Source organism: Micromonospora maris AB-18-032 (assembly GCF_000204155.1).
GTDB classification, from domain to species: domain Bacteria; phylum Actinomycetota; class Actinomycetes; order Mycobacteriales; family Micromonosporaceae; genus Micromonospora; species Micromonospora gifhornensis.
The window spans coordinates 779200-801864 of the sequence record NC_015434.1; the positions used below are offsets into that span (position 1 = coordinate 779200).

Here is a 22665-nt window from a genome sequence, read left to right on the forward strand (position 1 = left end):
ATGCTGCCCCGGATCGACCTGCACACCCACTCCACCGCCAGCGACGGCACGCTCAGCCCGCCGCAGTTGGTTCGTGCCGCCGCCGAGGCGGGGCTCGATGTCGTGGCCATCACCGACCACGACACCACCGCCGGATGGGAGCCGGCGCTGCAGGCTCTGCCGGGCGGGCTGCGTTTGGTCCGAGGCGCCGAGCTGTCCTGCCGCTGGAACGGTGTCGAGCCGTCGCTGCCGCTGCACCTGTTGGCGTACCTCTTCGATCCGGACGCGCCGGAACTGGTCGCGGAACTGGCCCGGGTGCGTGCGGCCCGGCTGCAGCGAGGGGAGCGCATCGTGGCCCTGCTGTGGGCCGACGGCATCGACGTCAGCTGGCCGGAGATCCTGGCCGGGGCGGGTGGCGGGACGGTCGGCCGGCCGCACATCGCGCAGGCGCTGATCCGGGCCGGCCTGGTCGTCACCACCACCGAGGCGTTCGGCCCCGACTGGTTGGGGGAGCGGTACCGGCTGCCCAAGGAGGACATCGATGTCTTTCAGGCCGTCCGGCTGATCCGGGCGGCCGGCGGGGTGCCGGTCTTCGCCCACCCGAGGGCCACCCGGCGTGGCCGGATCGTGCCGGACGAGCTGATCGCCGAGCTGGCGGCGGCGGGTCTGGCCGGCCTGGAAGCCGATCACGAGGACCATTCGCCCGCCGAGCGGGCGCACGTGCGTGGCCTCGCCGCCGACCTGGGTCTGCTGGTGACGGGCGCGTCGGACTTCCACGGCACGCACAAGACGGTTCAGCTGGGGGCGTTCACCACCGCCCCCGAGGCGTACGAACGGATTGTCGCCGAGTCGTCCGGTGTGGTCGAGGTCGCGTCCGGCTGATCTCGGTTCCGGCCGCACCGCTACGGTGACCAGGTGGATCTCAAGCTCTTCGGCGAGGTCTTCGTGACCCTGCTGGTCATCGTCGACCCGCCGGGCATGATGCCGATCTTCCTCGCCCTGACCAGCCCGCTGGCGGCGCGGGAGCGCAACCGGGCCGCCTGGCAGGCGGTCGCGCTCGCCCTCGGCGTGATCGTGGTCTTCGCGGTCGCGGGGCAGACCCTGCTCGCGTACCTGCACGTCGACCTGCCGGCGTTGCAGGCGGCGGGCGGACTGCTGCTGGTGCTGGTCGCGCTGGAGCTGCTGACCGGCAAGACCGACGATCCGACCAAGCAGGCCACCTCCAACATCGCCCTGGTGCCACTGGGTACGCCGCTGCTGGCCGGCCCCGGCGCGATCGTGGCCACCATGCTCTTCGTCCAGCAGGCCGACGTGGCGGCGGACTACGTGGCCATCGCCACCGCCATCGTCGCGGTGATGCTTACCGTCTGGATCGTGCTGCGCTTCTCCGGCGGCATCGTCAAGGTGCTGCGGCCCGGCGGCATCGAGGTGCTCACCCGCATCGCCGGCCTGTTGCTGGCGGCGATCGCCGTGCAGCTCATCGCGGACGCGATCTTCGCGTTCGTGGCCGACTTCACCGCCACGCGCTGACCGGTCGGGCGCAGTGTCGGGGGTGGATGGCAGGATCGCAGACGTGCGACGACCCTCCCCGACCGGACGACCCGCCGGACGACCCGCCGCCGGTGGGCGTACGCCCCGGCCGCGCGACGCGCAGCCGGAGCAGCTCGGCTTCGACGGCATGCCGGAGCGGCTGTTCGTCTGCACCCCGAGCAAGCTCGGCGCGTACGCGGACTGCCCCCGTCGTTACCGCTACACGTACGTCGACCGGCCCGCCCCGCCGAAGGGCCCGCCGTGGGCGCACAACTCCCTCGGCGCCAGCGTGCACACCGCCCTGAAGAACTGGTACGCGCTGCCCACCGACCGTCGCCGCCCCGAGGTGCTGCCCACCCTGCTCAAGGGCACCTGGGTGCGCGACGGCTACCGTGACGACGAGCAGGAACGCGAGGTCTACCGCCGGGCCCTGGGCTGGCTGGAGGCGTACGTCGACGGGCTCGACCCGGCCGACGAGCCGGTAGGCGTGGAGCGGGTGGTGGCGGTCAAGACCGGGGTGCTGGCCTTCAACGGCCGCGCCGACCGGATCGACGGGCGGGCCGGCAGCGACGGTCCCGAACTGGTCATCGTCGACTACAAGACCGGCCGCACCGGGCTGGACTCCGACGACGCGCGAGGCTCGCAGGCGTTGGCCCTCTACGCGTACGCGGCCGAGCGGGTCTTCCGCCGGCCGTGCCGACGGGTCGAGCTGCACCATCTGCCCAGCGGCACCGTCGCGGCGCACGACCACACCGTCGAGTCGCTGGCCCGGCAGGTGTCCCGGGCGGAGGAGACCGCCCGCGACATCATGGCCGCCGAGCGGACCGTCGCCGACGGCGGCGACCCGGACGAGGCCTTTCCCACCACACCGGGCCCGCGCTGCGCCTGGTGCGACTACCGCCGCACCTGCCCCGCGGGCGCGACGGTGCCGGGCAAGGAACCGTGGGCCGCGGTCGACCGCCCCGCCGCACCCCCCACCGAGCAGGACTGAGCCGTCCGGAGGCTGCTCAACCGGTGCCGGCGGGTCAGGCGGTGGGGGCGGTGCTGGCCAGGTTGGCGTACCGCTCCTCGGCGGCGCGGCGCATCGGGCCTTCCCGCCAGTCGCGGGGCAGCGCGGTGAGGGCGAGCCGCAGCGTGCGTACCGTCACGTCGGCCGAGAGCGCGGTGGTCGGCAGGCCCAGCCCGCCGTAGAGCCGCCGGGCCCAGGCGGGCAGCAGGGCCAGCGCGGTGCCGGCGATCCCCAGGTACGCCCACCGTGCCGGGCTCAGGTTGAGCCCGATCCGGGCGGGCAGACTGAGCTTCCACGGCAGCGGCGGAGCGGTCAGGAACAGCGCGGTCTCGGCGGCCTCCCGGGTCATCCGCAGCTCGGGTCGGACCTGCCGGTAGTACTCGGCAACCTCGGCGGCGGTGCCGGGCACCGTCTGCGGGTCCAGCCCCACCAGGGCGGCGACCCGACGCTGCTCGGTGTAGTAGGCGTCCACCTCGGCGGCGTCCAGCGGCACACCGGCACGGCGTCCGGTGTCGAGGAACGACTCCACCTCGGTGACGTGCACCCAGCGGAGCAGGTCCGGCTCGTCGATGCGGAACCGCTCACCGGTGGCCGGGTCGACCGCGGTCATCCGGGCGTGCAGCCGGCGCAGCCGCCGACCGGCCTCCTCCGCCTCGGCGGTGGTGCCGTAGAGGGCGGTCCCGACGTAGTTGGCGGTGCGGATCAGGCGTCCCCAGGCGTCCTGGCGGTAGTTGCTGTTCTGCGCCACCCCGGCCATCGCCCGAGGGTGCAGCGCCTGAAGGTAGAGCGAACGCAGACCGGCGACGAACAGAATCGGCTCGGCGTGCAGCTTCCACGACACGGATCCAGGGCCGAACAGGCCGGCGTCGGCAGACTCCATCATCCAAGCCTGCCACGGCCCCCGGTCACCGCTTCAGCGCACGGTCAGTGATCAATGGCACGGCGGGTCTGGCAGGCCGGGCAGAGACCCCAGAAGGTGACCTCCGCCTCGTCGACCTGGAAGCCGTGGGCGGTCCCGGAGTCGAGGCAGGGGGCGTCGCCGACCGCACAGTCGATGTCGGCGATCTCGCCGCAGCCACGGCACACCACGTGATGGTGGTTGTCGCCGACCCGGGCCTCGTACCGGGCCGGGCTGCCGGCCGGCTCGATCCGGCGGGACAGGCCGGCGCGGGAGAGCGCCCCCAGCACGTCGTAGATCGCCTGGGTGGAGACCGAGTCGAGGCGTTCCCGCACCTGGCGGGTGATCTCGTCCACTTCGAGGTGGCCACCGCCGGCCAGGACGTCGAGCACGGCGAGGCGGGGCCGGGTGACCCGCAGGCCCTTCGACCGGAGCAGCTCCTCGCCGGTTGGCATGCGTCAATGACAACACGCCGAACTCTTGGCGACAACCAGACGCGGGCCCCGGCGCCGGCGGTTTGATCAGCCCGACGGTTGAACCGTGCGGATCGGCCCGGCGTGTGAACCAGCAGGGCGATGGGCGGGCGATCCGGCGCGCCGTACGCTGACAGCCACGATCATCAAGCCGGAGGTGTCGATGTTCGAGAAGGCGCTGGGCCTACCCCTGCACGTGCTGGTGGTGCACGCGGTCGTGGTCTTCGTACCGCTGCTGGTGCTGCTCGCCCTCGCGTACGTCGCGCTGCCCCGGTTCCGGGCCCGCCTGGACTGGGCGGTGGCGGCCCTGGCGGTGGTGGCCCCGATCACCGCGTGGGTCAGCGTGCAGTCCGGCGAGGCGTTGCAGGAGCGGCAGATCGCGCGCGGCTTCTCCGGCGAGATCCTCGACAAGATCAACGAGCATGCCGAGTACGGCGACGTGCTGTTCTGGATCACCCTGGGACTGGCCGTGGCGGTCGTGCTGTTGCTGGTGGCGACCGGCCGTCACGACCGGCTGCCGAAGCTGCCCAACTGGGCTGCCCCGGTGCTGTCGGTGCTGGTGCTGGGGCTCGGGGTGGCCGCGCTGGTCTACGTCTGGCTCACCGGGCACTCCGGTGCCGAGATGGTCTGGGGCAACACCTTCGAGTAGCAGTGCCCCGGTGCGGCATCCGGGTTCGCGTCAGAACAGCGCCCGGGTGCAGAGCAGGCAGACCAACGCCACGAGGACCACGCCGGCGACCGCGCCCGCCCCCCAGGTCACCCGCTGAGCCCGCTGTTCCTGCGCGTCGAGGGCGATCATGTCCTGCGGCGGCAACTGTCGGGGCGGGTTGGCCTGCAGGTGCACCGGTGGCCGCCAGCCGGTCGGCGGCGCGACGGTCGGTGGCGGCCCGGAATAGCCGACCGGCCCGCCACCCGGCGTCGGTCGCGGCGGCGTCGGCTCGCCGGAAGCGGCCCCGTCGTCGGTCTCGGGTCGACGCCACGGCTCGTCGGAGGTCGGGCCGGGTCGGGAGGTCGTCACGCCGTCCGACGCTACCAACCGCACCGCCTGGAGACGGTCAGGCCGCCCCGCCGTGCCGGTGGGCGCAGCTCGATCAGCGCGCCGGTCACGGCGCAGGCTAACCTTGCGCCTCGTGATGACGCAGGAACCCCGCAGCCGGGGCGACGACGACCGGGTGGTCGACCTGGGCGACGACTTCACGGTGCTGCCCGAGCAGACCGCCGACGACACCGACCAGGGGTGGGGCGAGCGGACCGGCGACAACGACGACCGGTTGCTGGCCGAACGCCCGCCGCACTGGGACTGACGCGCCGGCGACCGGCCGACTCAGGAGGTGCTGGCGGCAGCCGGTGCCTTGCCACCGCCGGAGGAACCGCTCGACGAACCGCCTGTCGAACCGGACGACGAGCTGCTCGACGGGCTCGACGGCGTACTCGTGCCGGAGGAGGACGAGTCGGATCCGCTGGACTTGCTCGTGGTGCTGCTCGACGTGCTCTCCGAGCCGGACGAGCGGGAGTCGGTGCGGTAGAAGCCGGAGCCCTTGAAGACGATGCCGACGGAGTTGAACATCTTCCGCAGTCGCCCCTCGCACGCGGGGCACTCGGTCAGCGGCTCGTCGGAGAAGGACTGCACCGCCTCGAGCTGGTGACCGCACGCGGTGCAGGCGTACTGGTAGGTGGGCACGTTCTCCTCCGGATCTGATACGGCCGGGTTGGCACTCGACGTGTTCGAGTGCCAATGGTGCGTCATCGGGGCCCGATTCGTCCAGCGGACGTGTGGGTCACGACACCCGAGAGGGTGTCGAGCGAGAGCAGACCACTGGCCGGGGTGACGACCGCGCGTACCGGCCGGTCGTGGCGTTCGGCGGGGAGGGTGTCGAGCAGTTCCCCGTCGTACAACGGCGTCACCGTCAGGACGTTCGCCGGTACCCGGGCCAGCGCCCGGTCGTACGAGCCGCCACCCCGGCCCAGGCGTACGCCTCGGCGGTCCACCGCGAGGGCGGGTACGACGACCAGGTCGGCGGTGGCGATCGCGGTCAGCCCCAGCCGGGGCGTGGCCGGTTCCCGGATGCCCCGGCCGGCGGCCACGAGCGCCTGCGGCCCGGCCCAGGCGGCCCAGTCCAGATCCAGATCGTCGCGCAGGACCGGCAGCAGCAACTGCGCCCCGGGCGGCAGCGCGGCGGCGAGCACCGCCGGCAGTTGCGCTCCGCCGGGTTCGCTGCCGACCGGCACGTACGCGGCGACCCGGGCCGGCCGCAGTCGGCGTACCAGGGCAGCCAGCTCGTCCTGGACGCGCGCCGCAGCTGCGTGGCGCTCGGTTTCGGTCAGGGCCCGACGGCGGGCGAGCAGCTCGACCCGCACCGCTCGCTTCGCGTCATGTGTCACTTCCGCGTCTTCCGCAAATTCCGGCACGCAACACTCCTCACGCAACGCTCGTCCTGTGGTTGCTCTGTGTCAGCATCGCAGGCAACGGTCGCGCAACTTCCGGGGGGAAGTGTTGACGCTACGCGGGCGGTTGACAGCAGCCTTCCTGGCCGTGGCGTTCGGCCCGATCCTGTTCGGGGCCGTCTTCGTCGCCTCGACCGTGACGGCGGTGGACCGTAGCCGCGCCACGGAACGGCTGGCGGTGGCCGCCGCTGCCGCGCGTACCTCGATCGACGCTCTCTGCCAGCAGTTACGGGCCGCTGCGGACGCTGTCGCCCTGACCGCCGACCACCGGGGTGCCGCCACCCAGGTGGTCGGGCGGGGACTCGCCGCAGCCGTGCAGGTCACCGACGTGACCGGACAGATCGTCGTGGCCACCCCGAACGCTCCGCCGGCCCCCTGGCGGGACTGCGGCGACCATGCCCGGCCGACCGGGCCGGTCGCCGCGCTCGCGGTTCGGGTCGAGTTGCACGACATCGGCGGCGCGGTGCTGGGTACGGTCACCGCGGCGCAGCCGGTCGACCCGATGCTCGTCGCCCGACTGGCGGCGGTGACCGGGGTCGCGGTGACCCTGCTCGACGGTGCTGCCCCCACCCTCACGGTGGCCCACTCCACCGAGTCCGACGGCGGCGCGGAGGCCGTCCTGGCCGCCGCCTCTGCGCTGCACGAGGAAGGCGTGACCAGCACCCCCGACGGGCGCTACCTGCGGCGGGTCGGCCCCACCCCGGGGCAACCCCTCCCACTGGTGCTGTCGGTGCCCAGTGACCAGCCAGCCGGGCTCTACCCGGTGCTGATCGCCGTCGTGCTGCTGGCGGCCCTGCTGGGCGTGGCGGTGGCGTGGCGGTTGGCCCGGGTGACCACCCGGCCGCTCGTGGAACTGGCCGGCGCGGTGGACCGGGTCGCCGCCGGGGACCTGACCGCCCGGGTGCCGGTACGCAGCGGCGACGAGATCGGCCGGTTGGCCGAGGCGTTCAACCGGATGACCCGGGAGGCCGGCGGCTACCTGGCGGCGCTCGCCAGCAGCCGGGACCAGCTGAGAGGCCACCTCGCCGTGCTCGGCGACACCCTGGCCAGTACGCACGACCTGCAACGGATCCTGCGGGTGATCCTGCACAGCGCACTCGCGGCGACCGGAGCCCGGGCCGGCGCCGTCCTGCTCACCGAGCCGGGCGGGATGCTCGTCGCGCAGTGCACCGAGGGCCTCGACGAGCACTGGGCCGGCACCGGGACACCACAGGTGCCGCTGGGCGGCAGCGTGGTGGGTGCGGTCGCGGCCACCGGCCAGCCCTGCCGGGGACGGATGGAGGCCGCCGCCCCCGGCGAGCCGCGGTGCGGGACGTACATCGCGGTGCCGTTCGCCGCGCCGGAGGCCGGCAGAACCGCGGACAGCCGCGCCGGGGAGGAACCGGCGCACGCCGCGGCGTCGGCCCGGCCGTTGGGGGTGCTCGCTCTCTACGACCGACTCGGCGGGGAGGAGTTCGACGACGACGACCTGGCAACCCTGCAAACCTTCGCCGGGCACGTGGCGGTGGCGGTGGACAACGTACGCGTCCACGAGGAGGCGCAACGGCTGTCGCTCACCGACCCGCTGACCGGCCTGTGGAACTACCGCTACCTGCGTGAGTCGCTGCGTCGTGAGGTGGAGCGGGCCAACCGGTTCGGTCGGATGGTCAGTGTCCTCGTCCTCGACCTCGACCGGTTCAAGAAGATCAACGACACGTACGGGCATGCGGCCGGCGACACCGTGCTGGCCGAGTTCGCCCGCCGGGTTCGCGGCGAGATCCGCGAGGTGGACCTCGCCTTCCGCCAGGGTGGGGAGGAGTTCGTGGTGCTGCTGCCGGAGACCGACGCCCGAGGTGCCACGATCGTCGCCGAGCGGCTCGGCGCGGCGACCCGCAACACACCGGTCACCGTGTTGGGGCACGCGGGCGTGCAGGAGTCCATCGGGTTCACCGTCTCCATCGGCATCGCCGTCTATCCCGATCACGCCGAGACCGGACTGCGGGTGCTGGAAGCGGCGGACGAGGCGCTCTACGCCGCCAAGGCGGCCGGCCGGGACACCTGGCGGGTGGCGCAGGACACGAGTCGGATCACCGACCCGGGCGACGGCGGCACCGGTGTACGGGCCGCCCACGCGGCGCCTCCCACCCGGGAGATGTCGGTGTCGGCCGTGACGAGCAGCCCGATCGACGGCCTGCCCCGGGCTGGTCCTGTCGACGCCACCGGTGCCTTGGCCGAACGCGACGAGTCCGCCTGAGACGGTTGTGCCCCGCACCGGCTGAACCGGTCGGGTGGGCGGCGCGTCTTCCGGTCCTCACCCGCCGAGGTGCGGCCGTGGCCGATAGTCTCGCGACATGTCGGAGCACTCAGCGAACCCCTCAGCGGCCGCCGCCACCGGCCGCCCCCGTGCCGTCAAGGCCGTGATCCCGGCTGCGGGCCTGGCGACCCGGTTCCTGCCGGCCACCAAGGCGGTTCCCAAGGAACTGTTGCCGGTCGTGGACCGGCCGGTGTTGCAGTACATCGTCGAGGAGGCCGCGCAGGCCGGCATCGGCGACATTCTGCTGATCACCGGCCGCGGCAAGACATCGATGGTCGACCACTTCGACCGCCGGCCCGACCTGGAGGAGCGGCTCGCGGAGAAACCTGACCTGCTGGCCGCCGTCAAGCGGACCGAAGAACTGGCGGCCATCTACACCTGCCGGCAGCCCGAGCAGCTGGGTCTCGGCCACGCCGTCGGGTACGCCGAGTCGCACGTCGGTGACGAGCCCTTCGCGGTGCTGCTCGGCGACGAGTTCGTCAAGCCCTCCGAGCCGCTGCTGCCGGCCATGCTGGAGCTTCAGGCCCGTACCGGCGGCGTGGTGCTGGCATTCTTCGAGGTCGACCCGGCCGAGACCAAGCGGTACGGCATCGCCTCGGTCGAGCCGGCGGAGGCCGAGCTGACCGACATCGGCGAGGTCGTGAAGGTCACCGGCATGGTCGAGAAGCCGACGCCGGAAGAGGCGCCGAGCAACCTCGCCGTGCTGGGCCGCTACGTCCTGCCCGGCAAGATCTTCGATGCCATCCGTCGCACCCGGCCGGGCAGTGGCGGTGAGATCCAGCTGACCGACGCGATGGAACTGCTGCGGACCGAGGGCACCCCGGTGCACGCGATCGTCTACCGGGGCACCCGCTACGACACCGGCATGCCGCTGGGCTACCTCCAGACCGTGGTGCAGATCGCCGCCGAGCGCGAGGACCTGGGCAGCGAGTTCCGCAAGTGGCTTGCCGAATTCGTCAACTCCGACGCGTCGGGCGGTCGGGATACATGACCGCGACGGCCGACGCCGAGGCGGCCGAAAACGGGTTGACGCCGCTCGCCGACTACCTGGGCAGTGTGCTGCGCAGGTTACGCGCGCTGCCTCCACTCGACCTCGACCTCACCCAGGCGCACGGCAACGTCCTCGCCGAGGACGTCGTCGCGCCGCACTCGTTCCCGGCCTTCGACCAGGCGGCCGTGGACGGGTACGCCGCGCGCTGGGAGGACATCGCCGGCGGGGGCCGGGGCGCGATCTACGTCCCGGCCCAGTCGGGCGGGGCCGCCGGCCGCACCGTACGGCTCAATGTGGTCGGTGACCTGGGCGCGGCCAGTTGGCGTCCGGTGCGTCTCACCCCGGGCTCGTGCTTCTCGGTCGCCGCCGGTGCGCCGCTGCCGATCGCCGCCGACGTGGTGGTGCCGGTGGAGTGGACCGACCAGGGCATGGCGGCGGTGGAGATCTTCCGCGTCCCCAAGCGGGGATACGGGGTACGCCGCACCGGCGAGGAGGTGGCCGCCGGTGCGGTGCTGGCCCGCTCCGGCACGTACGTCTCGCCGGCGCTGGTGGCGGTGCTCGCCGCCACCGGCATCGGGCACGTGGTGGTCCGCCCCAGCCCGCGGGTGGTGATCGTGGCCACCGGCGACGAACTTGTCGACGTGGGCCGGGGCAGCCAGCCCGGTCAGGTGGTGGACGCCAACTCGCACGCGTTGACCGCCGCCGCGGCGGAGGCGGGCGCGCTGGCGTACCGGGTGGGCATCTGCGACGACGACCCGGAAGGGCTGCGCGGCCTGCTGGAGGACCAGACGCTGCGGGCCGACCTGATCATCACCACCGGCGGCACCGGCACCGGACCGGGTGACATGGTCCGTCGCATCCTGTCCCGCCGCGAGGGCAACCGGGCCGGCCCGGTCACCTTCACCGACGTGGCGCTCTACCCCGGAACCGCGCTCGGCTTCGGCACGGTCGGCGCCGAGGAGGTGCCGGTGGTCTGCCTGCCCGGCGACCCGGGTGCCGCGATGATCGGTTTCGAGGTGCTGGCCCGTCCGGCGATCAACCTGCTCGCCGGCGCCGAACCGGTCTTCCGGCCCAGCGTGCGGGCACACCTGCTGGAGACCGTCTCCTCACCCGCCGGTCTGCGCGAGTTCCGGCCCGCGCACGTCGCCGAGCGGCGAGGCGGGGGTTACACTGTCCAACCGCTCAATGGCGGCCCGTTCACCCTCTCCGGCCTGGCAGAGGCGAATGGACTTCTCGTACTTGGCGAGCGGGTGACCGCCGCCGCCGCCGGCTCCACGGTGGACGTGCTGCTGCTCGACCGCCGACGCTGACGCTGGAACGTGGAGGACAGGTGCGGTTCCGACAGGCACCCGGCTGGCCGGCGGTACTCACCGACGGTCCGGTGACCCTGCGGCCGTACCGGCGCTCCGACGCGATGGCCTGGTCGGAGGTGCGCTGCGCCAACCGTGAGTGGCTGGCCCCCTGGGAGTCGTCGCTGGGCGGTGACTGGGACCAGCTGAACTCGCCGGCCACCTTCCGGTGGGTGTACCGCGACCAGCGGCGATCGGCACGTACCGGTGAGGGCATGCCGTTCGCGGTCTGCCTCTACGCCGACGGCGAGGAGCGTCTGGTCGGGCACATCAACGTGGGCAACATCGTGCGCCGCGCGTTCTGCTCCGGCTACGTCGGCTACTGGGTGGACCGCCGGGTCGCCGGCCGGGGCGTGATCCCGACCGCGTTGGCCCTCGTCGTCGACCACGCCTTCGGCCCGGGTGGGCTGCACCGGGTGGAGGTCAACATCCGGCCGGAGAACCGGCCGTCGCGCCGGGTGGTGGAGAAGCTGGGCTTCCGCGAGGAGGCGTACCACCCGCGCTACATGCACATCGACGGCGCCTGGCGCGACCACATCGGATACGCGATGACCAGTGAGGAAGTCGCCGCCGAGGGTGGGCTGCTGGCCCGCTGGCACCGGCTACGTGCCCGTACGCCATGATCACGCCGTGAGGCGTCCCACGTGCAGGATCGGCGCGGCGCGGTGGTTCCGGCGACCCTGACCCGTAACCTCAAGTAACTGCAAGCTGCGGCAGGCGCTGCCCGCTCCGCATGTTTCACGTCGCCGACGCCGTTCGGTGAAAGATTCTGCGGCCGGTCGGCGGTTGCTTCGAATCTGGTGACGGGAGGGGTGAGGGTGCCGACCTCGGTGCTCCTCGCCGTCCTCGCCGCCGCCGGTCTGCTCGCCCTCGCTCCGGCGTTGGTTCGCCGGTACGACGCCGCCGAGCGGCTGGTGGCGGAGCGGGCGCAGTCGACGGCGCGGGTGCTCCAGCGCCGCCGACGACGCCGTACTGTCCCCGGACGCCGCCCCGTCAACGCGCCCCGCGCCCTCGTCGTCACGCTCAGCGAGGATGCCGCCTCGGGTGAACTCGCCCCTCCGGTCTCCGGCGTACCCGCTCAGCGCCGCCGCTCCGACGAGCCGGCGGATTCACCGTCCGGCCGCTCCGGTGGCCCTTCGTCCGGTCGGTCCGGTGGATCTCCTTCTGGTCGGTCCGGTGGAGCGCGTTCTGGCCGCTCCGGGGAGTCCGGCGGGGCGCTGTCGCGTCGGTCCGGGCGGCCGAGCCGGCTGCGGTCCGTGCCGCCCGCAGCAGGTCGGGGTCGTCGCCGTCCCGACCGCCGTCGCCCGCACACCCCGGCGATCTACCGTCGCCGTCGGGTGCTCGCCGCGTTGTTCCTGCTCAACGCCGTCGAGATGGTCGGCGTCGCGGTGGTCGGCCCCGGCTTCTGGATCAGCTTCGCGGTCACCGCCACCCTCCTGCTGGTGTACGTCGTACACCTGCGCGCCCGCGCGCTTGCCGACCAGCGTCGCCGCCGCGCCCGCGCCCGCGAAGCCGCCTGGCTCGCCGCCCGCCAAGCCGAGGTACGCCGCGAGCAGGCCCGCCGTGCCGCCGCCCGCCGCGAGGCCCAACGTCGCCTGGCCGCCCAGCGGGAAGCCGTCCGGCGCGCCGCCATGGGCCTCGACCGCCCTGCCGACCTACCACCCGCCGCCAACGGCGGCTCGGTCTCCTACCGCCGCACCGGCGGTCTCCGCGGCCGCCCCTACGAAGCCGGCCGAGGCTCCCACTCCGCCTGACCGCCTCGCCCCCACGCGCGGCCTCCACGCACGGCCCTCCACGCGCGGTCTCCCCACGCCGGGTCTCCCCACGCCGGGTCTCCCCACGCCGGGTCTCCCCACGCCGGGTCTCCCCACGCCGGGTCTCCCCACGCCGGGTCTCCCCACGCCTGGTCGGCTCGCGTCCGGTCGGCTCGCGTCCGGTCGGCCGGCGCGCCTGGCCCTCCGTGCGGACGGCCTCCCGCGCCTGGCCGTCGTATCCCGGCCCTCGCGGCTCGCGGCGGCGCGTGATCGACTTCATTTCGCCGATGTTGCGGTATACGACTGGCGCAGACACCGCAACATCGCCGAACTTGCGCGACCACCCTGAAGCGGAGGCGGGGCGGCTGGGCGGGGCGGTTCGCGGTGGAGGTGGTCGACCTGTTAGCCTTGGCACCGGCCCGCCCGGTGACAGCCGGGTGGGACCGACGCCGGTTTACCGGCGGAGGGGCTGTGGCGCAGACCGGTAGCGCACCTCGTTCGCATCGAGGGGGTCAGGGGTTCAAATCCCCTCAGCTCCACCCAGTTCAAAGGCCGTTTCCGCTCGTCGGAGACGGCCTTTTTCGATCTTGTGCGGCAATGAGGCAGTAGCGCGGCCGGCTTGCTTCTGGTGCCGCTTCTGATCCTTCCGGCGAGGCCTCGAAAGAGGTGGCCAGCGCTGCGCTGCTGGTGGCTGTGTGGCGGCCGGGACGGTGGTCAGGGTTTGACTGTGCCGTGGCGGCATGGTGTGTCCTTGGCGCATGGGTCGAAGCACGTGGGCTTATCTGGGGTCGTACAGCCTGTCTCTGCTGGGGAACGGGGTCGCGTCGGTCCTGTTTCCGCTGCTGGTGCTTGCGCAGACGGGTGACATTCTCGCGGCCGGGATTCTTGCCTCGGTGACCGCCGCTGTCGCTGCGGTCGTCGGCGTGCTGGCCGGGGTGATCGTGGACCTGGTCAACCGGCGGACCGTGTCGATTGTCAGCGATGTGCTGTCGGCGGTGTCGGTCGCGGCATTGCCGGTCGTGGACGCCCTGTGGGGGTTGAACCTGACGTGGTTCATTGTGCTGGGCGTGCTCGGCTCGTTCGGTGACATGCCGGGGATGACGGCGCGGGAGACGTTGCTGCCCCGGCTTGTTGAACTCGACGGGGGTAAGCCGGGCGCGTTGGACCGGCTGGTCGGTGTGCGCGAGGCGTTGGCGGGTGCGCTGGTGCTGGTCGGGCCCGGTCTGGGCGGGTTGCTGGTGTGGCTGGTCGGGGTGAACTCCGCCACCTTGTTCATCACGGCTGGGATGAGTGTTGCCGCGGCGTTGCTGTCGTTCGCGATGTCGCCGAGGGCGGGAGAAGTCAACCGGCGGGACGGGGCTGCCGCGCGGGCGGGTGTGCGTACCGTGGTCGCTGATCTGGTGGCCGGGTGGCGGTTCCTGCTCGGGCATCGGCTGGTGCTGGGGGTGAGCATGCTGTCGGCGGTGCTCATCGCGGTGATCGTGGCGTTGCAGACCACGATCATGCCTGCCTACTTCACGGGCGAGAATCTGCCCGAGTTCAGCGGTTTCGCCGCGATGGGGATCGCGGCCGGCAGCCTGGTCAGCGCCGTCATCTACGCGGCGACAGTGGGCAAGGTGTCGCGTCGTACCTGGTTCGTGGTCGGGATGGTCGGCGTCGGCATCGGGTTCACCGTGATCGGTCTGCTGGCAGCGCCGTGGCTGGTGCTCGCCGCAGCCGTGTTCATCGGATTGACGAACGGTCCCATGTCGGCGGTGTTGGGCGTGGCAACCATCGAGGCGACCCCTGACCAGCTGCGCGGACGGGTGCTCGGCGTACAGAATGCGCTCATGCTCGCCGCCCCCGCGCTCACCGCGGCCCCCATCGCCGCGATCGCTTCGGGTCGCGGGCTGGAGATGGCCGGCATCGGGCTCGCGGTCGTCATCGTGCTGACCGTCATCGTCGCGCTCTGCGCCCCCGCCTTCCGGTCGTTGGACAGGCTGAATCCGGCAGCGGAAGCAGAGGGCTGATCGTGGCGTGGAGCACTCGGCAACTCGCGGACCTGGCAGGGGTCACCCTGCGGTCGATCCGCCACTGGCATGACATCGGGCTGCTTCCCGAACCGGAGCGCCTGACGAACGGTTACAAACAGTACGGCGCGCGGCATCTCATTCTCGCGCTGCGCATCAGCCGGCTCAGCGGTCTCGGGTTCGCTCTGGACGACGTGGCGCGCATGCTCAAATCGGAGGAGTACGGCCAGGAGTCGTTGCACGGGCTACGTGCGGAACTCGACACCACGATCGGCAGACTCGAACGCATCCGCGCCGAGATCGACGAGCTGATCCGCCTCGGTGTCTCGCCCGACCTGTCACCGGAAGCGCTGGTTGCCATGGAGACACTGGGACGCGACCCCGCATCACGTGACGTCGCGATCATCTTGTCCCACCTGATCCCGCGGGAGGACATGGCCGCTCTCGTCGCGGTCCTCGAAGGCGTACCCGAGGAGTTGAGACGCATCAACACGGCGATCCTCGAACTACCCGCCGAGGCGTCGGAGGACGAGATCGTCACCCTCGCCGGTCGCGCGGCCACCGCGCTCAAGACATTCATCGCCGCCAACTACGAGACGTTCCCGGACATCGGCAGCGGTCGGGCGAACGCCGATGTCGTCGGCGCGGTCGCGGCCGAGAACATGAACCAGGCCCAACGGCGCGTCATGCGTCTCATCCACGACCAGTTGCCCTCCGAGACTGGGGGCAGCACCCCAGGCGAAACCATGCAGCGGCAAGGCGATGAGCAGTGGCTACGCTCGCGTCGTGACGCACGAGAAGGAGATCACCGAGCCGGTTGACCTGTGTCTGGCCGACGGACGGCTCTGGCCCGACGCGGTGGGGTGGAGTCGTCGTCCCGTACACCGGGCGAACCTGCGTGGCTGGGGCCGCAACAAGCGGTGGGAGTACTGGGGGATCGTCACCCCGCAGCACATCGTCGGCCTGGTCGCCTCGTCGCTGGACTACGCCGGGGTGCACAGCCTCTACGTGCTCGACCGTACGACGAAGGTCGAGATCGACCGCGGCGCGGTGGTGCCGTTCGCGCGCGGCACCGCCTTCCCGCCGGTCAGCGGGGCGGGTGAGGTGCGGGCCCGTGGCGGCGGGATCTCGATCGACATCGACCAGTCGGCGACGGGGACCACGATCCGGGCCAGCGCCGCAGGCATCGAGGTCGATCTGGTGGTGCCGCTGCCGCCGGGGCACGAGTCGCTCGGCGTGGTGGTGCCCTGGAGCAGTCGCCGGTTCCAGTACACGGTCAAGGACGTCGGTCGCCCGGTGCACGGCACCCTGCGGGTCGACGGGGTGCCGCACGTGGTCGACGACGCCGACTCCTTCGCCGTACTGGATCATGGGCGCGGGCGGTGGCCGTACTCGATCCGCTGGAACTGGGCCGCCGGCAGCGGCCCGGGCCGGGCCATCCAACTCGGCGGCCGGTGGACCGACGGCACCGGCTCGACCGAGAACGGCCTCTTCGTCGACGGCCGCCTGCACAAGATCGGCGACGAGTTGCGCTGGGAGTACGACCGCGCCGACTGGCTGCGGCCGTGGCGGATCAACGGCGAGCGGGTGGACGTACGGTTCCACCCGTTCCACGAGAAGGTGGCCCGGACGAACCTCGGTGTGCTCGCCAACGAGACACACCAGTGTTTCGGGCACTTCACCGGCTGGGCGACGACCGATGATGGTGAGCGGGTCGACCTGGACGGTCTGGTCGGTTGGGCCGAGGAAGCGCGCAATCGCTGGTAGCGGGGATGTCGAGATCCGGTGGTTGGCTCCGTCCCCTGGGTGGAAGCGGCCAGAATGGGTCGCACAGGCATCGAGGAGAACCACCATGGCGAAGTATCTGCTGCTCAAGCACTACCGCGGTGCGCCGGCTGCGGTCAACGACGTGCCCATGGACCAGTGGACGCCGGAGGAGATCTCGGCGCACATGCAGTACATGAGCGACTTCGCGGCCCGGCTGGAGGCGACGGGCGAGTTCGTTGACGGCCAGGCGCTCGCCCCGGAGGGGACCTTCGTACGGTACGACGGGGAGGGTCGTCCACCGGTCACGGACGGTCCGTTCGCCGAGACCAAGGATCTCATCGCCGGGTGGATGATCATCGACGTCGACAGCTACCAGCGGGCCATCGAGTTGGCCGGGGAGTTGTCGGCCGCGCCGGGGGCGGGCGGCAAGCCGATCCACGAGTGGCTGGAGGTGCGCCCATTCCTGGCCGCGCCGCCCACCATCACGCAGTGACCTGATGGACGAGGCACTGCTCCGGAGCCTCATCCCGGGCGTGCTCGGGGCCCTCGTCCGCCGCGGAGCCGACTTCGCGGCGGCCGAGGACGCCGTCCAGGACGCGCTGGTCGAGGCGATCCGGACGTGGCCCACCGAGCCGCCACGGGATCCGCAACGCTGGCTGATCACCGTGGCCTGGCGTCGGTTTCTCGACGTGGCCCGGGCGGACGCCGCACGCCGCCGGCGGGAGGACCTCCTCGACGAGGAACCGGCACCCGGGCCCGCACCCTCGGTGGACGACACGCTGGCGCTGTACTTCCTCTGCGCCCATCCGTCGCTGACGCCGTCGTCGGCCGTCGCGCTCACGCTGCGCGCGGTCGGCGGGCTGACCACCCGCCAGATCGCCCAGGCGTACCTGGTGCCCGAGGCGACCATGGCGCAGCGCATCAGCCGGGCCAAGCGCACCGTCTCGGTGGTGCGGTTCGACCAGCCGGGCGACGTCGCCACCGTGCTGCGGGTGCTGTACCTGGTCTTCAACGAGGGCTACTCGGGTGACGTCGACCTGGCCGCCGAGGCGATCCGGCTGACCAGGCAACTCGCAGCGGTGATCGACCATCCCGAGGTGGCGGGGCTGCTCGCCCTCATGCTGCTGCACCATGCCCGCCGTGCGAGCCGGACCGCGCCGGACGGCAGCCTGGTGCCGCTCGCCGAGCAGGACCGGGGTCGCTGGGACACCACCGCGATCGCCGAGGGCATCGCGATCCTCCAGGCGGCGCTCGCGCGGGACCGACTGGGCGAGTTCCAGGCCCAGGCCGCCATCGCGGCACTGCACGCCGACGCCCGCGCCGCCGAGGAGACCGACTGGGTGCAGATCGTCGAGTGGTACGACGAACTCGCGCACCTGACCGACAGCCCGGTCGTACGACTCAACCGGGCGGTCGCCGTCGGGGAGGCCGACGGTCCGCGTGCCGGTCTGGCGGCGCTCGCGGTGCTGGACGAGTCGCTGCCCCGGCACACGGCGGTCGCGGCGTACCTGCACGAGCGCGACGGCAACCCGGTGACGGCGGCGCGCCTGTACGCCGAGGCCGCCCGCAAGGCCCCCAACCTCGCCGAGCGGGATCACCTGACCCGCCAGGCGGCACGCCTCAACACCAGCCTGTCCCGCTGAAGCGCCGGCTGATCGCGGGGTCAGTCAACCAGCGACCCGGTCGACTCGCGTCCTGAGTCGACTGTCAGGATTGCAGTCATGACGGTTCGATCTGGGCACAGGGTTGCACTTGTCACGGGCGGAAGCCGGGGCATCGGCGCCGCCGTCGCGCGCCGGCTGGCCGAGGACGGCATCCACGTCGCGTTCACCTACCGCGCCGCCGAGGCGAGCGCGAAGGCCGTGGTCGCCGACATCGAGGCGTACGGTCGGCGAGGTTTGTCGATAAGCGCGGACAGTGCCGACCCGGTGGCGATCGTGGGTGCGGTCGAGCGGACCGTCGCCGAGTTCGGGCGGCTGGACATCCTGGTCAACAACGCCGGGGTGTTCGCCGGCGGGCCGATCGAGTCGGTCAGCTTCGAAGACCTCGACCGGGCGGTCGCGGTGAACGTGCGCGGGGTGTACCTGGCCACCCAGGCGGCGGTCCGCCACATGGGCGCCGGTGGGCGGATCGTCAACATCGGCAGCAGCTTTTCCAGCCGGGTGGCGGCGCCCGGGGTGAGCGCGTACGCGATGACCAAGAGCGCGGTCAACGGGCTGACCCGGGCGTTGGCCCGGGAACTCGGCCCGCGTGGCATCACCGTCAACCTGATCCTGCCCGGTTCCACCGACACCGACATGAATCCGGCGGACAGCGCCGCTGCCGACGCCCAGCGCGCCCAGATCGCCCTTGGCCGGTACGCCTCCCCGGCCGACGTGGCGGCCACGGTCAGCCACCTCGTCGGCGACGGCGGGCGGCACATCAGCGGCGCGTCGATCGCCGTCGACGGCGGTGCCACGGCCTGACGGGGTGGGCTACTGAAGCCCGCCCCGCACGGAGGTGACACGCTGGGTGTTGAAGCCGAGCCAGTGCATCCGGCCCACGTAGCGGGCATGCTCGACCTTGAGACACCGATCCAGGATGACCGTGAGGCCGCCCTCCTCGGCGATCCGGGCGCCCTCCTCGTTGATCACGCCGAACTGGGTCCACAGCGTCTTGGCCTTGATCGCGACCGCCTCGCGGGCGATCTGCGGCAGGGCGCCCGGTGCCCGGAAGACGTTCACGATGTCCACCGGCACCGGTACGTCGGCCAGGCTCGGGTAGCTGCGCTCGCCGAGGATCTCGGTCTCTCGGGGATTGACCGGGATCATCCGATAGCCGTGTCGCTTCAGGTAGTAGCCGACGAAGTTGCTGGCCCGCAGTTGGTTGGCGGACAGGCCGACGACCGCGATCGTCCGCGTGGTGTGCAGGGCGCGCTGAATGGTTGACACGTCCTGGTATCGCCCGATTTCGAACATGCGCTCGTCACCTCTCTCCGGCCGCGGCGACGTGCTCGAAGGCCTGTTCGAGGTCCCAGATCAGATCCTCGACGGATTCGGTGCCGACCGACAGGCGTACGGTCCCCGGCCCGACTCCGGCCGCCCGCAACTCGTCGTCGCTCAACTGCCGGTGGGTGGTGCTCGCCGGGTGGATGATCAGGCTCTTGGCATCGCCGACGTTGGCGAGGTGGGACCAGAGCGTCACGCCCCGGATCAGATTCTGCCCACCGTCGCGCCCACCGGCACAGTCGAACGAGAACACCGCCCCCGGGCCACGTGGTAGGTACTTGGCCACCAGTGGCTGGTATCTGCTGCCAGGCAGACCCGGATAGGTGACGTTGGAGGCCAGCGGGTGCGATTCGAGGAAGGACGCCACGCGCCGAGCGTTGGCGACGTGCCGTTCCATCCGCAGCGACAGCGTCTCCAGACCCTGAAGGAACAGGAACGCGTTGAACGGTGCGAGTGCGCCGCCGAGATCACGCAGCGTCTCGGCGCGCAGCTTCATCAGATAGCCGTACGTGCCGAACGTCTCGTGGAACTGGAGGCCGTGGTAGGCCGGTGACGGGTCGGCGATGACCGGGAACCGGCCGTTCGACCAGTTGAAGGTGCCCGCTTCCACGACCACGCCACCGATGCTGGTGCCGTGTCCGCCGATGAACTTGGTCGCCGAGTGGACCACGATGTCGGCGCCCCACTCGATGGGTCGGCAGAGGTACGGCGTGGCGAAGGTGTTGTCCACGACCATCGGCAGTTCGTGTTCGTGGGCGATGCCCGCCACCGTCTCGATGTCCAGCACGTTCCCGCCGGGGTTGCCGATCGTCTCGCCGAAGAACGCCTTCGTGTTCGGGCGTACCGCCTTGCGCCAGGCCTCCGGGTCGTCGGGATCGACCCAGCTCAGCTCCACGTTCATCTTGCGCAGCAGGTGCTTGAGCTGGTTGACCGTGCCGCCGTACAGGGCTGCGGAGGCGACGACGTGGTCGCCCGGCTCCAGCAGGGTGAACAACGCCGCCGCCTGGGCGGCGATCCCGCTGGAGAAGGCCACCCCACCAGCACCGCCTTCGAGGTTGGCGATCCGCTCCTCGAACACCGCGACGGTCGGATTCATGATCCGTGAGTAGGTGTTGCCGTACTCCTGGAGGTTGAAGTAGGCGGCGGCCGACTCCGGGTCCTCGAAGACGTAGCTGGTGGTCTGGAAGATCGGCACCGCCCGTGCGCCCGTGTTCGGGTCCGGGCGTTGCCCGGCGTGCAGTTGCCGGGTCTCGAACCCGAACTCGTGGGCTTCCTCGATGCGGTTCGGCTGTTCTGTCACGGATTCCTCGTTGCTCTCCGACGCTCGCCGGCGCACTGCTCGGCCAGGAAGCGACGGACGATGGGGGTCTGCTGGGCTTCCTCGAGCAGGAAGCTGTCATGGCCGTAGGGTGCTTCGATCAGGTGGAACTCGACCGGCTTACCGAGGGAGTGCAGGGCTTCCTCGATCTCGGCGGAGGCGGCCGGTGGGTAGAGCCAGTCGGAGCTGAAGGCGATCAGCAGCGTCCGGGCCGACACACCGGCCAGCGCCCGCCGAAGGGACCCCGCGCCGTGTTCCCGAGCGAGGTCGAAGTAGGTCAACGCGCGGGACAGGTAGAGGTAGGTGTTGGCGTCGAAACGCCGGACGAACGACGCCGCCTGGTGTTGCAGGTAGCTCTCGACCTCGAATTCCGGGTCCCGGAAGGTGTAGCGGATGTTGTCGGCGAACTGCAACCGCCGGCCGAACCGGTCGGTCAGCGCGGGCGCGGACAGGTAGGTGATGTGCCCGAGCATCCGGGCCACGCCCATGCCGGCCTCGGGTGCCCGGCCGGTGCCGTAGTAGTGGCCGTCCTGCCAGGCGGGGTCGCGCATGATCGATTCCCGGGCGATCGCGTTCCAGGCGACGCCCTGCGGGTGCAGGGCGTGCGTGGAGGCGATCACCACGATGGCGTCGACCTGGTCGGGGTAGCGGACGGCCCATTCCAGCGCCTGCATGCCGCCGAGCGATCCGCCGGCCACGGCCGCGAGCCGTTCGATGCCGAGCACGTCGAGGAAAGCCCGCTGGCAGCGCACCATGTCGGCCACGGTGAGGACCGGAAAATCCGAGCCGTACGGGCGGCCGGTGGCCGGGTCGGTCGAGGAGGGGCCGGTCGTGCCGCGGCAGCCGCCGATCAAATTCGTGGCGACGACGAAGTAGCGGTCGGTGTCGAAGGCCTTGCCGGGGCCGATCATGCCGTCCCACCAGCCGAGGCCTTTGTCGGCCGGGCGGTCACGGCCCTCGGCCCCGAACCCGTCGCGCGTGCTGGCCGCCGGTGGGGTCTTGGCGAAGCCGGCCGCGTGCGCGTCGCCGCTGAGCGCGTGGCAGACGAGGATGACGTTGTCGCGCTGCGGCGAGAGGGTGCCGTACGTCTCGTAGGCCACCCGGACCGGGTACAGCTCGCGTCCACAATCGAGGGGTAGTGGGGCCGGCAGGTCCAGGTGCTGCGTCTCGACGCTGCCGACCGAGCCGGCCGACAGGGTCGCTGCAGCCATGCGGGCGATGATAGCTAGCCAAACTCCGGCCGGGCCAGTGTATTGTCGATTATCTCGATAGGTCTTCTAGGAAATTCGGGCAGAACGGGAGATTCTTCGCATGTCGACTGTCGACAACGGGGTGAACGTGCAGGCACTGCTTGACGCGCGGGAGGCGCTCAAGGGCGCCCCCGAGGCCGCCCAGTTCACCTGGCGCGCGTCGTCCAGGTGGGAGAAGGGCGTGCACAGCACCACCACGATCGAGAAGTTCTTCGGGCTCGGCCAGGAGCAGTCCCACAAGACCAGGGCGGAGTTCTCCGCCGACCACCCCGAGGTCTTCGCCGCCGAGGACAACGGCATCACCCCGATCGAGTACCTCCTCGTCGGCCTGGCCAGCTGCCTGACCGCCGGCGTGGCGTCCGTCGCCCAGAACCGGGGCATCCAGCTGCGGTCGGTCTCCTCGACGGTCGAGGGCAGCCACGACATCCGGGGCATCCTCGGCGTCGACGGCGACGTCCGGAACGGCTTCAACGACATCAAGGTCACCTTCAACATCGACGCGGACGCCTCCAAGGAGGATATCCAGGCGCTGGTGGCCCAGTCGCAGAAGCGATCGGCCGTTTTCGACGCGCTCACCAACCCGACCGACGTCACGGTCGAAGTGGCCTGAGGC

The 22665-nt window shown here is 71.6% G+C and carries 24 protein-coding genes, 1 tRNA gene and 2 pseudogenes; 19 read left to right on the forward strand and 8 right to left on the reverse strand.

Annotated elements, in window-relative coordinates:
- From VAB18032_RS03670 to VAB18032_RS03680, 3 genes are all read left to right on the forward strand, one after another.
- Positions 1 to 861 (forward strand): PHP domain-containing protein, encoded by an 861-nt coding sequence (locus VAB18032_RS03670; RefSeq protein ID WP_013731433.1) that lies wholly within the window; start codon positions 1 to 3, stop codon positions 859 to 861.
- A 33-nt stretch (positions 862 to 894) separates the two neighbouring features.
- Positions 895 to 1509 carry a MarC family protein gene (locus VAB18032_RS03675; protein WP_013731434.1) on the forward strand — a complete coding sequence of 205 codons (615 nt, stop codon included), beginning with the start codon at positions 895 to 897 and terminating at the stop codon, positions 1507 to 1509.
- 148 nt (positions 1510 to 1657) lie between these two features.
- On the forward strand, positions 1658 to 2500 hold the full coding sequence (locus tag VAB18032_RS03680) for a RecB family exonuclease (protein ID WP_086011314.1): 843 nt from the start codon (positions 1658 to 1660) through the stop codon (positions 2498 to 2500).
- A gap of 34 nt (positions 2501 to 2534) precedes the next feature.
- Here VAB18032_RS03680 and VAB18032_RS03685 read toward each other — a convergent pair whose 3' ends face one another.
- The gene (locus VAB18032_RS03685) at positions 2535 to 3398 is read right to left on the reverse strand and encodes an oxygenase MpaB family protein (protein ID WP_013731436.1); all 864 of its coding nucleotides are present in this window, start codon (positions 3396 to 3398) and stop codon (positions 2535 to 2537) included.
- Between the two features lie 44 nt (positions 3399 to 3442).
- On the reverse strand, positions 3443 to 3871 hold the full coding sequence (locus VAB18032_RS03690) for a Fur family transcriptional regulator (RefSeq protein WP_013731437.1): 429 nt from the start codon (positions 3869 to 3871) through the stop codon (positions 3443 to 3445).
- Positions 3872 to 4052: 181 nt separating this feature from the next.
- Here VAB18032_RS03690 and VAB18032_RS03695 point away from each other — a divergent pair, with 181 nt between their 5' ends.
- Positions 4053 to 4538 carry a DUF2231 domain-containing protein gene (locus tag VAB18032_RS03695; protein ID WP_013731438.1) on the forward strand — a complete coding sequence of 162 codons (486 nt, stop codon included), beginning with the start codon at positions 4053 to 4055 and terminating at the stop codon, positions 4536 to 4538.
- Between the two features lie 30 nt (positions 4539 to 4568).
- On the opposite strand, the gene VAB18032_RS03700 is transcribed toward VAB18032_RS03695, so the two are convergent.
- Positions 4569 to 4907, reverse strand: a complete 339-nt coding sequence (locus VAB18032_RS03700) for a hypothetical protein (protein ID WP_013731439.1) — start codon at positions 4905 to 4907, stop codon at positions 4569 to 4571.
- Positions 4908 to 5019: 112 nt separating this feature from the next.
- Here VAB18032_RS03700 and VAB18032_RS32230 point away from each other — a divergent pair, with 112 nt between their 5' ends.
- Together VAB18032_RS32230 and VAB18032_RS32705 are read left to right on the forward strand one after the other, a co-directional pair.
- Positions 5020 to 5193: a hypothetical protein gene (locus VAB18032_RS32230; RefSeq protein ID WP_169804606.1), complete on the forward strand. Its 174-nt coding sequence runs from the start codon at positions 5020 to 5022 to the stop codon at positions 5191 to 5193.
- 27 nt (positions 5194 to 5220) lie between these two features.
- On the forward strand, positions 5221 to 5415 hold the full coding sequence (locus VAB18032_RS32705; RefSeq protein WP_050814533.1) for a hypothetical protein: 195 nt from the start codon (positions 5221 to 5223) through the stop codon (positions 5413 to 5415).
- Between the two features lie 62 nt (positions 5416 to 5477).
- Here the strand turns inward: VAB18032_RS32705 and VAB18032_RS32710 are convergent.
- Positions 5478 to 5636 (reverse strand): annotated as a pseudogene (locus VAB18032_RS32710) (FmdB family zinc ribbon protein); the annotation flags it as partial.
- Positions 5633 to 6271 carry a 5-formyltetrahydrofolate cyclo-ligase gene (locus VAB18032_RS03710; protein WP_415877993.1) on the reverse strand — a complete coding sequence of 213 codons (639 nt, stop codon included), beginning with the start codon at positions 6269 to 6271 and terminating at the stop codon, positions 5633 to 5635. The gene VAB18032_RS03710 and the pseudogene VAB18032_RS32710, both read right to left, overlap by 4 nt.
- Positions 6272 to 6383: 112 nt before the next feature.
- Between VAB18032_RS03710 and VAB18032_RS03715 the strand changes: the two are divergent.
- From VAB18032_RS03715 to VAB18032_RS03770, 12 genes and pseudogenes are all read left to right on the forward strand, one after another.
- Positions 6384 to 8655, forward strand: a pseudogene (locus tag VAB18032_RS03715) (GGDEF domain-containing protein).
- A 9-nt stretch (positions 8656 to 8664) separates the two neighbouring features.
- On the forward strand, positions 8665 to 9618 hold the full coding sequence (locus VAB18032_RS03720; RefSeq protein ID WP_013731444.1) for a UTP--glucose-1-phosphate uridylyltransferase: 954 nt from the start codon (positions 8665 to 8667) through the stop codon (positions 9616 to 9618).
- Positions 9615 to 10928 (forward strand): molybdopterin molybdotransferase MoeA, encoded by a 1314-nt coding sequence (locus VAB18032_RS03725; RefSeq protein ID WP_013731445.1) that lies wholly within the window; start codon positions 9615 to 9617, stop codon positions 10926 to 10928. Before VAB18032_RS03720 ends, VAB18032_RS03725 begins: the two co-directional genes overlap by 4 nt.
- Positions 10929 to 10948: 20 nt before the next feature.
- Positions 10949 to 11590, forward strand: a complete 642-nt coding sequence (locus VAB18032_RS03730; RefSeq protein ID WP_013731446.1) for a GNAT family N-acetyltransferase — start codon at positions 10949 to 10951, stop codon at positions 11588 to 11590.
- A gap of 189 nt (positions 11591 to 11779) precedes the next feature.
- Positions 11780 to 12721, forward strand: coding sequence for a hypothetical protein (locus tag VAB18032_RS31115; RefSeq protein WP_193386289.1), 942 nt, complete (start codon positions 11780 to 11782; stop codon positions 12719 to 12721).
- Between the two features lie 465 nt (positions 12722 to 13186).
- Positions 13187 to 13260, forward strand: a tRNA-Ala gene (locus tag VAB18032_RS03740).
- Between the two features lie 219 nt (positions 13261 to 13479).
- Complete coding sequence (locus tag VAB18032_RS03745) at positions 13480 to 14730, forward strand: MFS transporter (RefSeq protein ID WP_013731448.1); 1251 nt, start codon at positions 13480 to 13482, stop codon at positions 14728 to 14730.
- Positions 14731 to 14732: 2 nt separating this feature from the next.
- The gene (locus tag VAB18032_RS29905; protein WP_013731449.1) at positions 14733 to 15551 is read left to right on the forward strand and encodes a MerR family transcriptional regulator; all 819 of its coding nucleotides are present in this window, start codon (positions 14733 to 14735) and stop codon (positions 15549 to 15551) included.
- A complete protein-coding gene (locus VAB18032_RS03755; protein WP_013731450.1) occupies positions 15517 to 16497 on the forward strand; it encodes a DUF2804 domain-containing protein in 981 nt (326 codons plus the stop codon). The genes VAB18032_RS29905 and VAB18032_RS03755 overlap by 35 nt, the downstream gene beginning before the upstream one ends.
- Before the next feature lie 85 nt (positions 16498 to 16582).
- Entirely contained in the window at positions 16583 to 16990 is a 408-nt protein-coding gene (locus tag VAB18032_RS03760; protein ID WP_013731451.1) for a YciI family protein, read from the forward strand.
- Between the two features lie 4 nt (positions 16991 to 16994).
- Positions 16995 to 18140: an RNA polymerase sigma factor gene (locus tag VAB18032_RS03765; RefSeq protein WP_013731452.1), complete on the forward strand. Its 1146-nt coding sequence runs from the start codon at positions 16995 to 16997 to the stop codon at positions 18138 to 18140.
- Between the two features lie 78 nt (positions 18141 to 18218).
- Positions 18219 to 18962 (forward strand): SDR family oxidoreductase, encoded by a 744-nt coding sequence (locus tag VAB18032_RS03770; protein ID WP_013731453.1) that lies wholly within the window; start codon positions 18219 to 18221, stop codon positions 18960 to 18962.
- A 9-nt stretch (positions 18963 to 18971) separates the two neighbouring features.
- Here VAB18032_RS03770 and VAB18032_RS03775 read toward each other — a convergent pair whose 3' ends face one another.
- The 3 genes from VAB18032_RS03775 to metX are packed head-to-tail and all read right to left on the reverse strand — an operon-like array spanning position 18972 to position 22013.
- Positions 18972 to 19454, reverse strand: a complete 483-nt coding sequence (locus tag VAB18032_RS03775) for a CoA-binding protein (RefSeq protein ID WP_013731454.1) — start codon at positions 19452 to 19454, stop codon at positions 18972 to 18974.
- A gap of 7 nt (positions 19455 to 19461) precedes the next feature.
- On the reverse strand, positions 19462 to 20784 hold the full coding sequence (locus tag VAB18032_RS03780; RefSeq protein WP_013731455.1) for an O-acetylhomoserine aminocarboxypropyltransferase/cysteine synthase family protein: 1323 nt from the start codon (positions 20782 to 20784) through the stop codon (positions 19462 to 19464).
- The gene (gene metX / locus VAB18032_RS03785; protein WP_013731456.1) at positions 20781 to 22013 is read right to left on the reverse strand and encodes a homoserine O-acetyltransferase MetX; all 1233 of its coding nucleotides are present in this window, start codon (positions 22011 to 22013) and stop codon (positions 20781 to 20783) included. Before metX ends, VAB18032_RS03780 begins: the two co-directional genes overlap by 4 nt.
- A gap of 100 nt (positions 22014 to 22113) precedes the next feature.
- Here metX and VAB18032_RS03790 point away from each other — a divergent pair, with 100 nt between their 5' ends.
- Positions 22114 to 22662: an OsmC family protein gene (locus VAB18032_RS03790; protein WP_013731457.1), complete on the forward strand. Its 549-nt coding sequence runs from the start codon at positions 22114 to 22116 to the stop codon at positions 22660 to 22662.
- Positions 22663 to 22665: the final 3 nt, after the last annotated feature.

Coding starts and splice junctions, on each gene's coding strand:
- VAB18032_RS03790 (WP_013731457.1), top strand. CDS start 22,114: ATGTCGACTGTCGACAACGGGGTGAACGTGCAGGCACTGCTTGACGCG.
- VAB18032_RS03760 (WP_013731451.1), top strand. CDS start 16,583: ATGGCGAAGTATCTGCTGCTCAAGCACTACCGCGGTGCGCCGGCTGCG.
- VAB18032_RS03680 (WP_086011314.1), top strand. CDS start 1,658: ATGCCGGAGCGGCTGTTCGTCTGCACCCCGAGCAAGCTCGGCGCGTAC.
- VAB18032_RS03685 (WP_013731436.1), bottom strand. CDS start 3,398: ATGGAGTCTGCCGACGCCGGCCTGTTCGGCCCTGGATCCGTGTCGTGG.
- VAB18032_RS03745 (WP_013731448.1), top strand. CDS start 13,480: ATGGGTCGAAGCACGTGGGCTTATCTGGGGTCGTACAGCCTGTCTCTG.
- VAB18032_RS03775 (WP_013731454.1), bottom strand. CDS start 19,454: ATGTTCGAAATCGGGCGATACCAGGACGTGTCAACCATTCAGCGCGCC.
- VAB18032_RS03695 (WP_013731438.1), top strand. CDS start 4,053: ATGTTCGAGAAGGCGCTGGGCCTACCCCTGCACGTGCTGGTGGTGCAC.
- VAB18032_RS03725 (WP_013731445.1), top strand. CDS start 9,615: ATGACCGCGACGGCCGACGCCGAGGCGGCCGAAAACGGGTTGACGCCG.
- VAB18032_RS03765 (WP_013731452.1), top strand. CDS start 16,995: ATGGACGAGGCACTGCTCCGGAGCCTCATCCCGGGCGTGCTCGGGGCC.
- VAB18032_RS03670 (WP_013731433.1), top strand. CDS start 1: ATGCTGCCCCGGATCGACCTGCACACCCACTCCACCGCCAGCGACGGC.
- VAB18032_RS03720 (WP_013731444.1), top strand. CDS start 8,665: ATGTCGGAGCACTCAGCGAACCCCTCAGCGGCCGCCGCCACCGGCCGC.
- VAB18032_RS03770 (WP_013731453.1), top strand. CDS start 18,219: ATGACGGTTCGATCTGGGCACAGGGTTGCACTTGTCACGGGCGGAAGC.
- VAB18032_RS03690 (WP_013731437.1), bottom strand. CDS start 3,871: ATGCCAACCGGCGAGGAGCTGCTCCGGTCGAAGGGCCTGCGGGTCACC.
- metX (WP_013731456.1), bottom strand. CDS start 22,013: ATGGCTGCAGCGACCCTGTCGGCCGGCTCGGTCGGCAGCGTCGAGACG.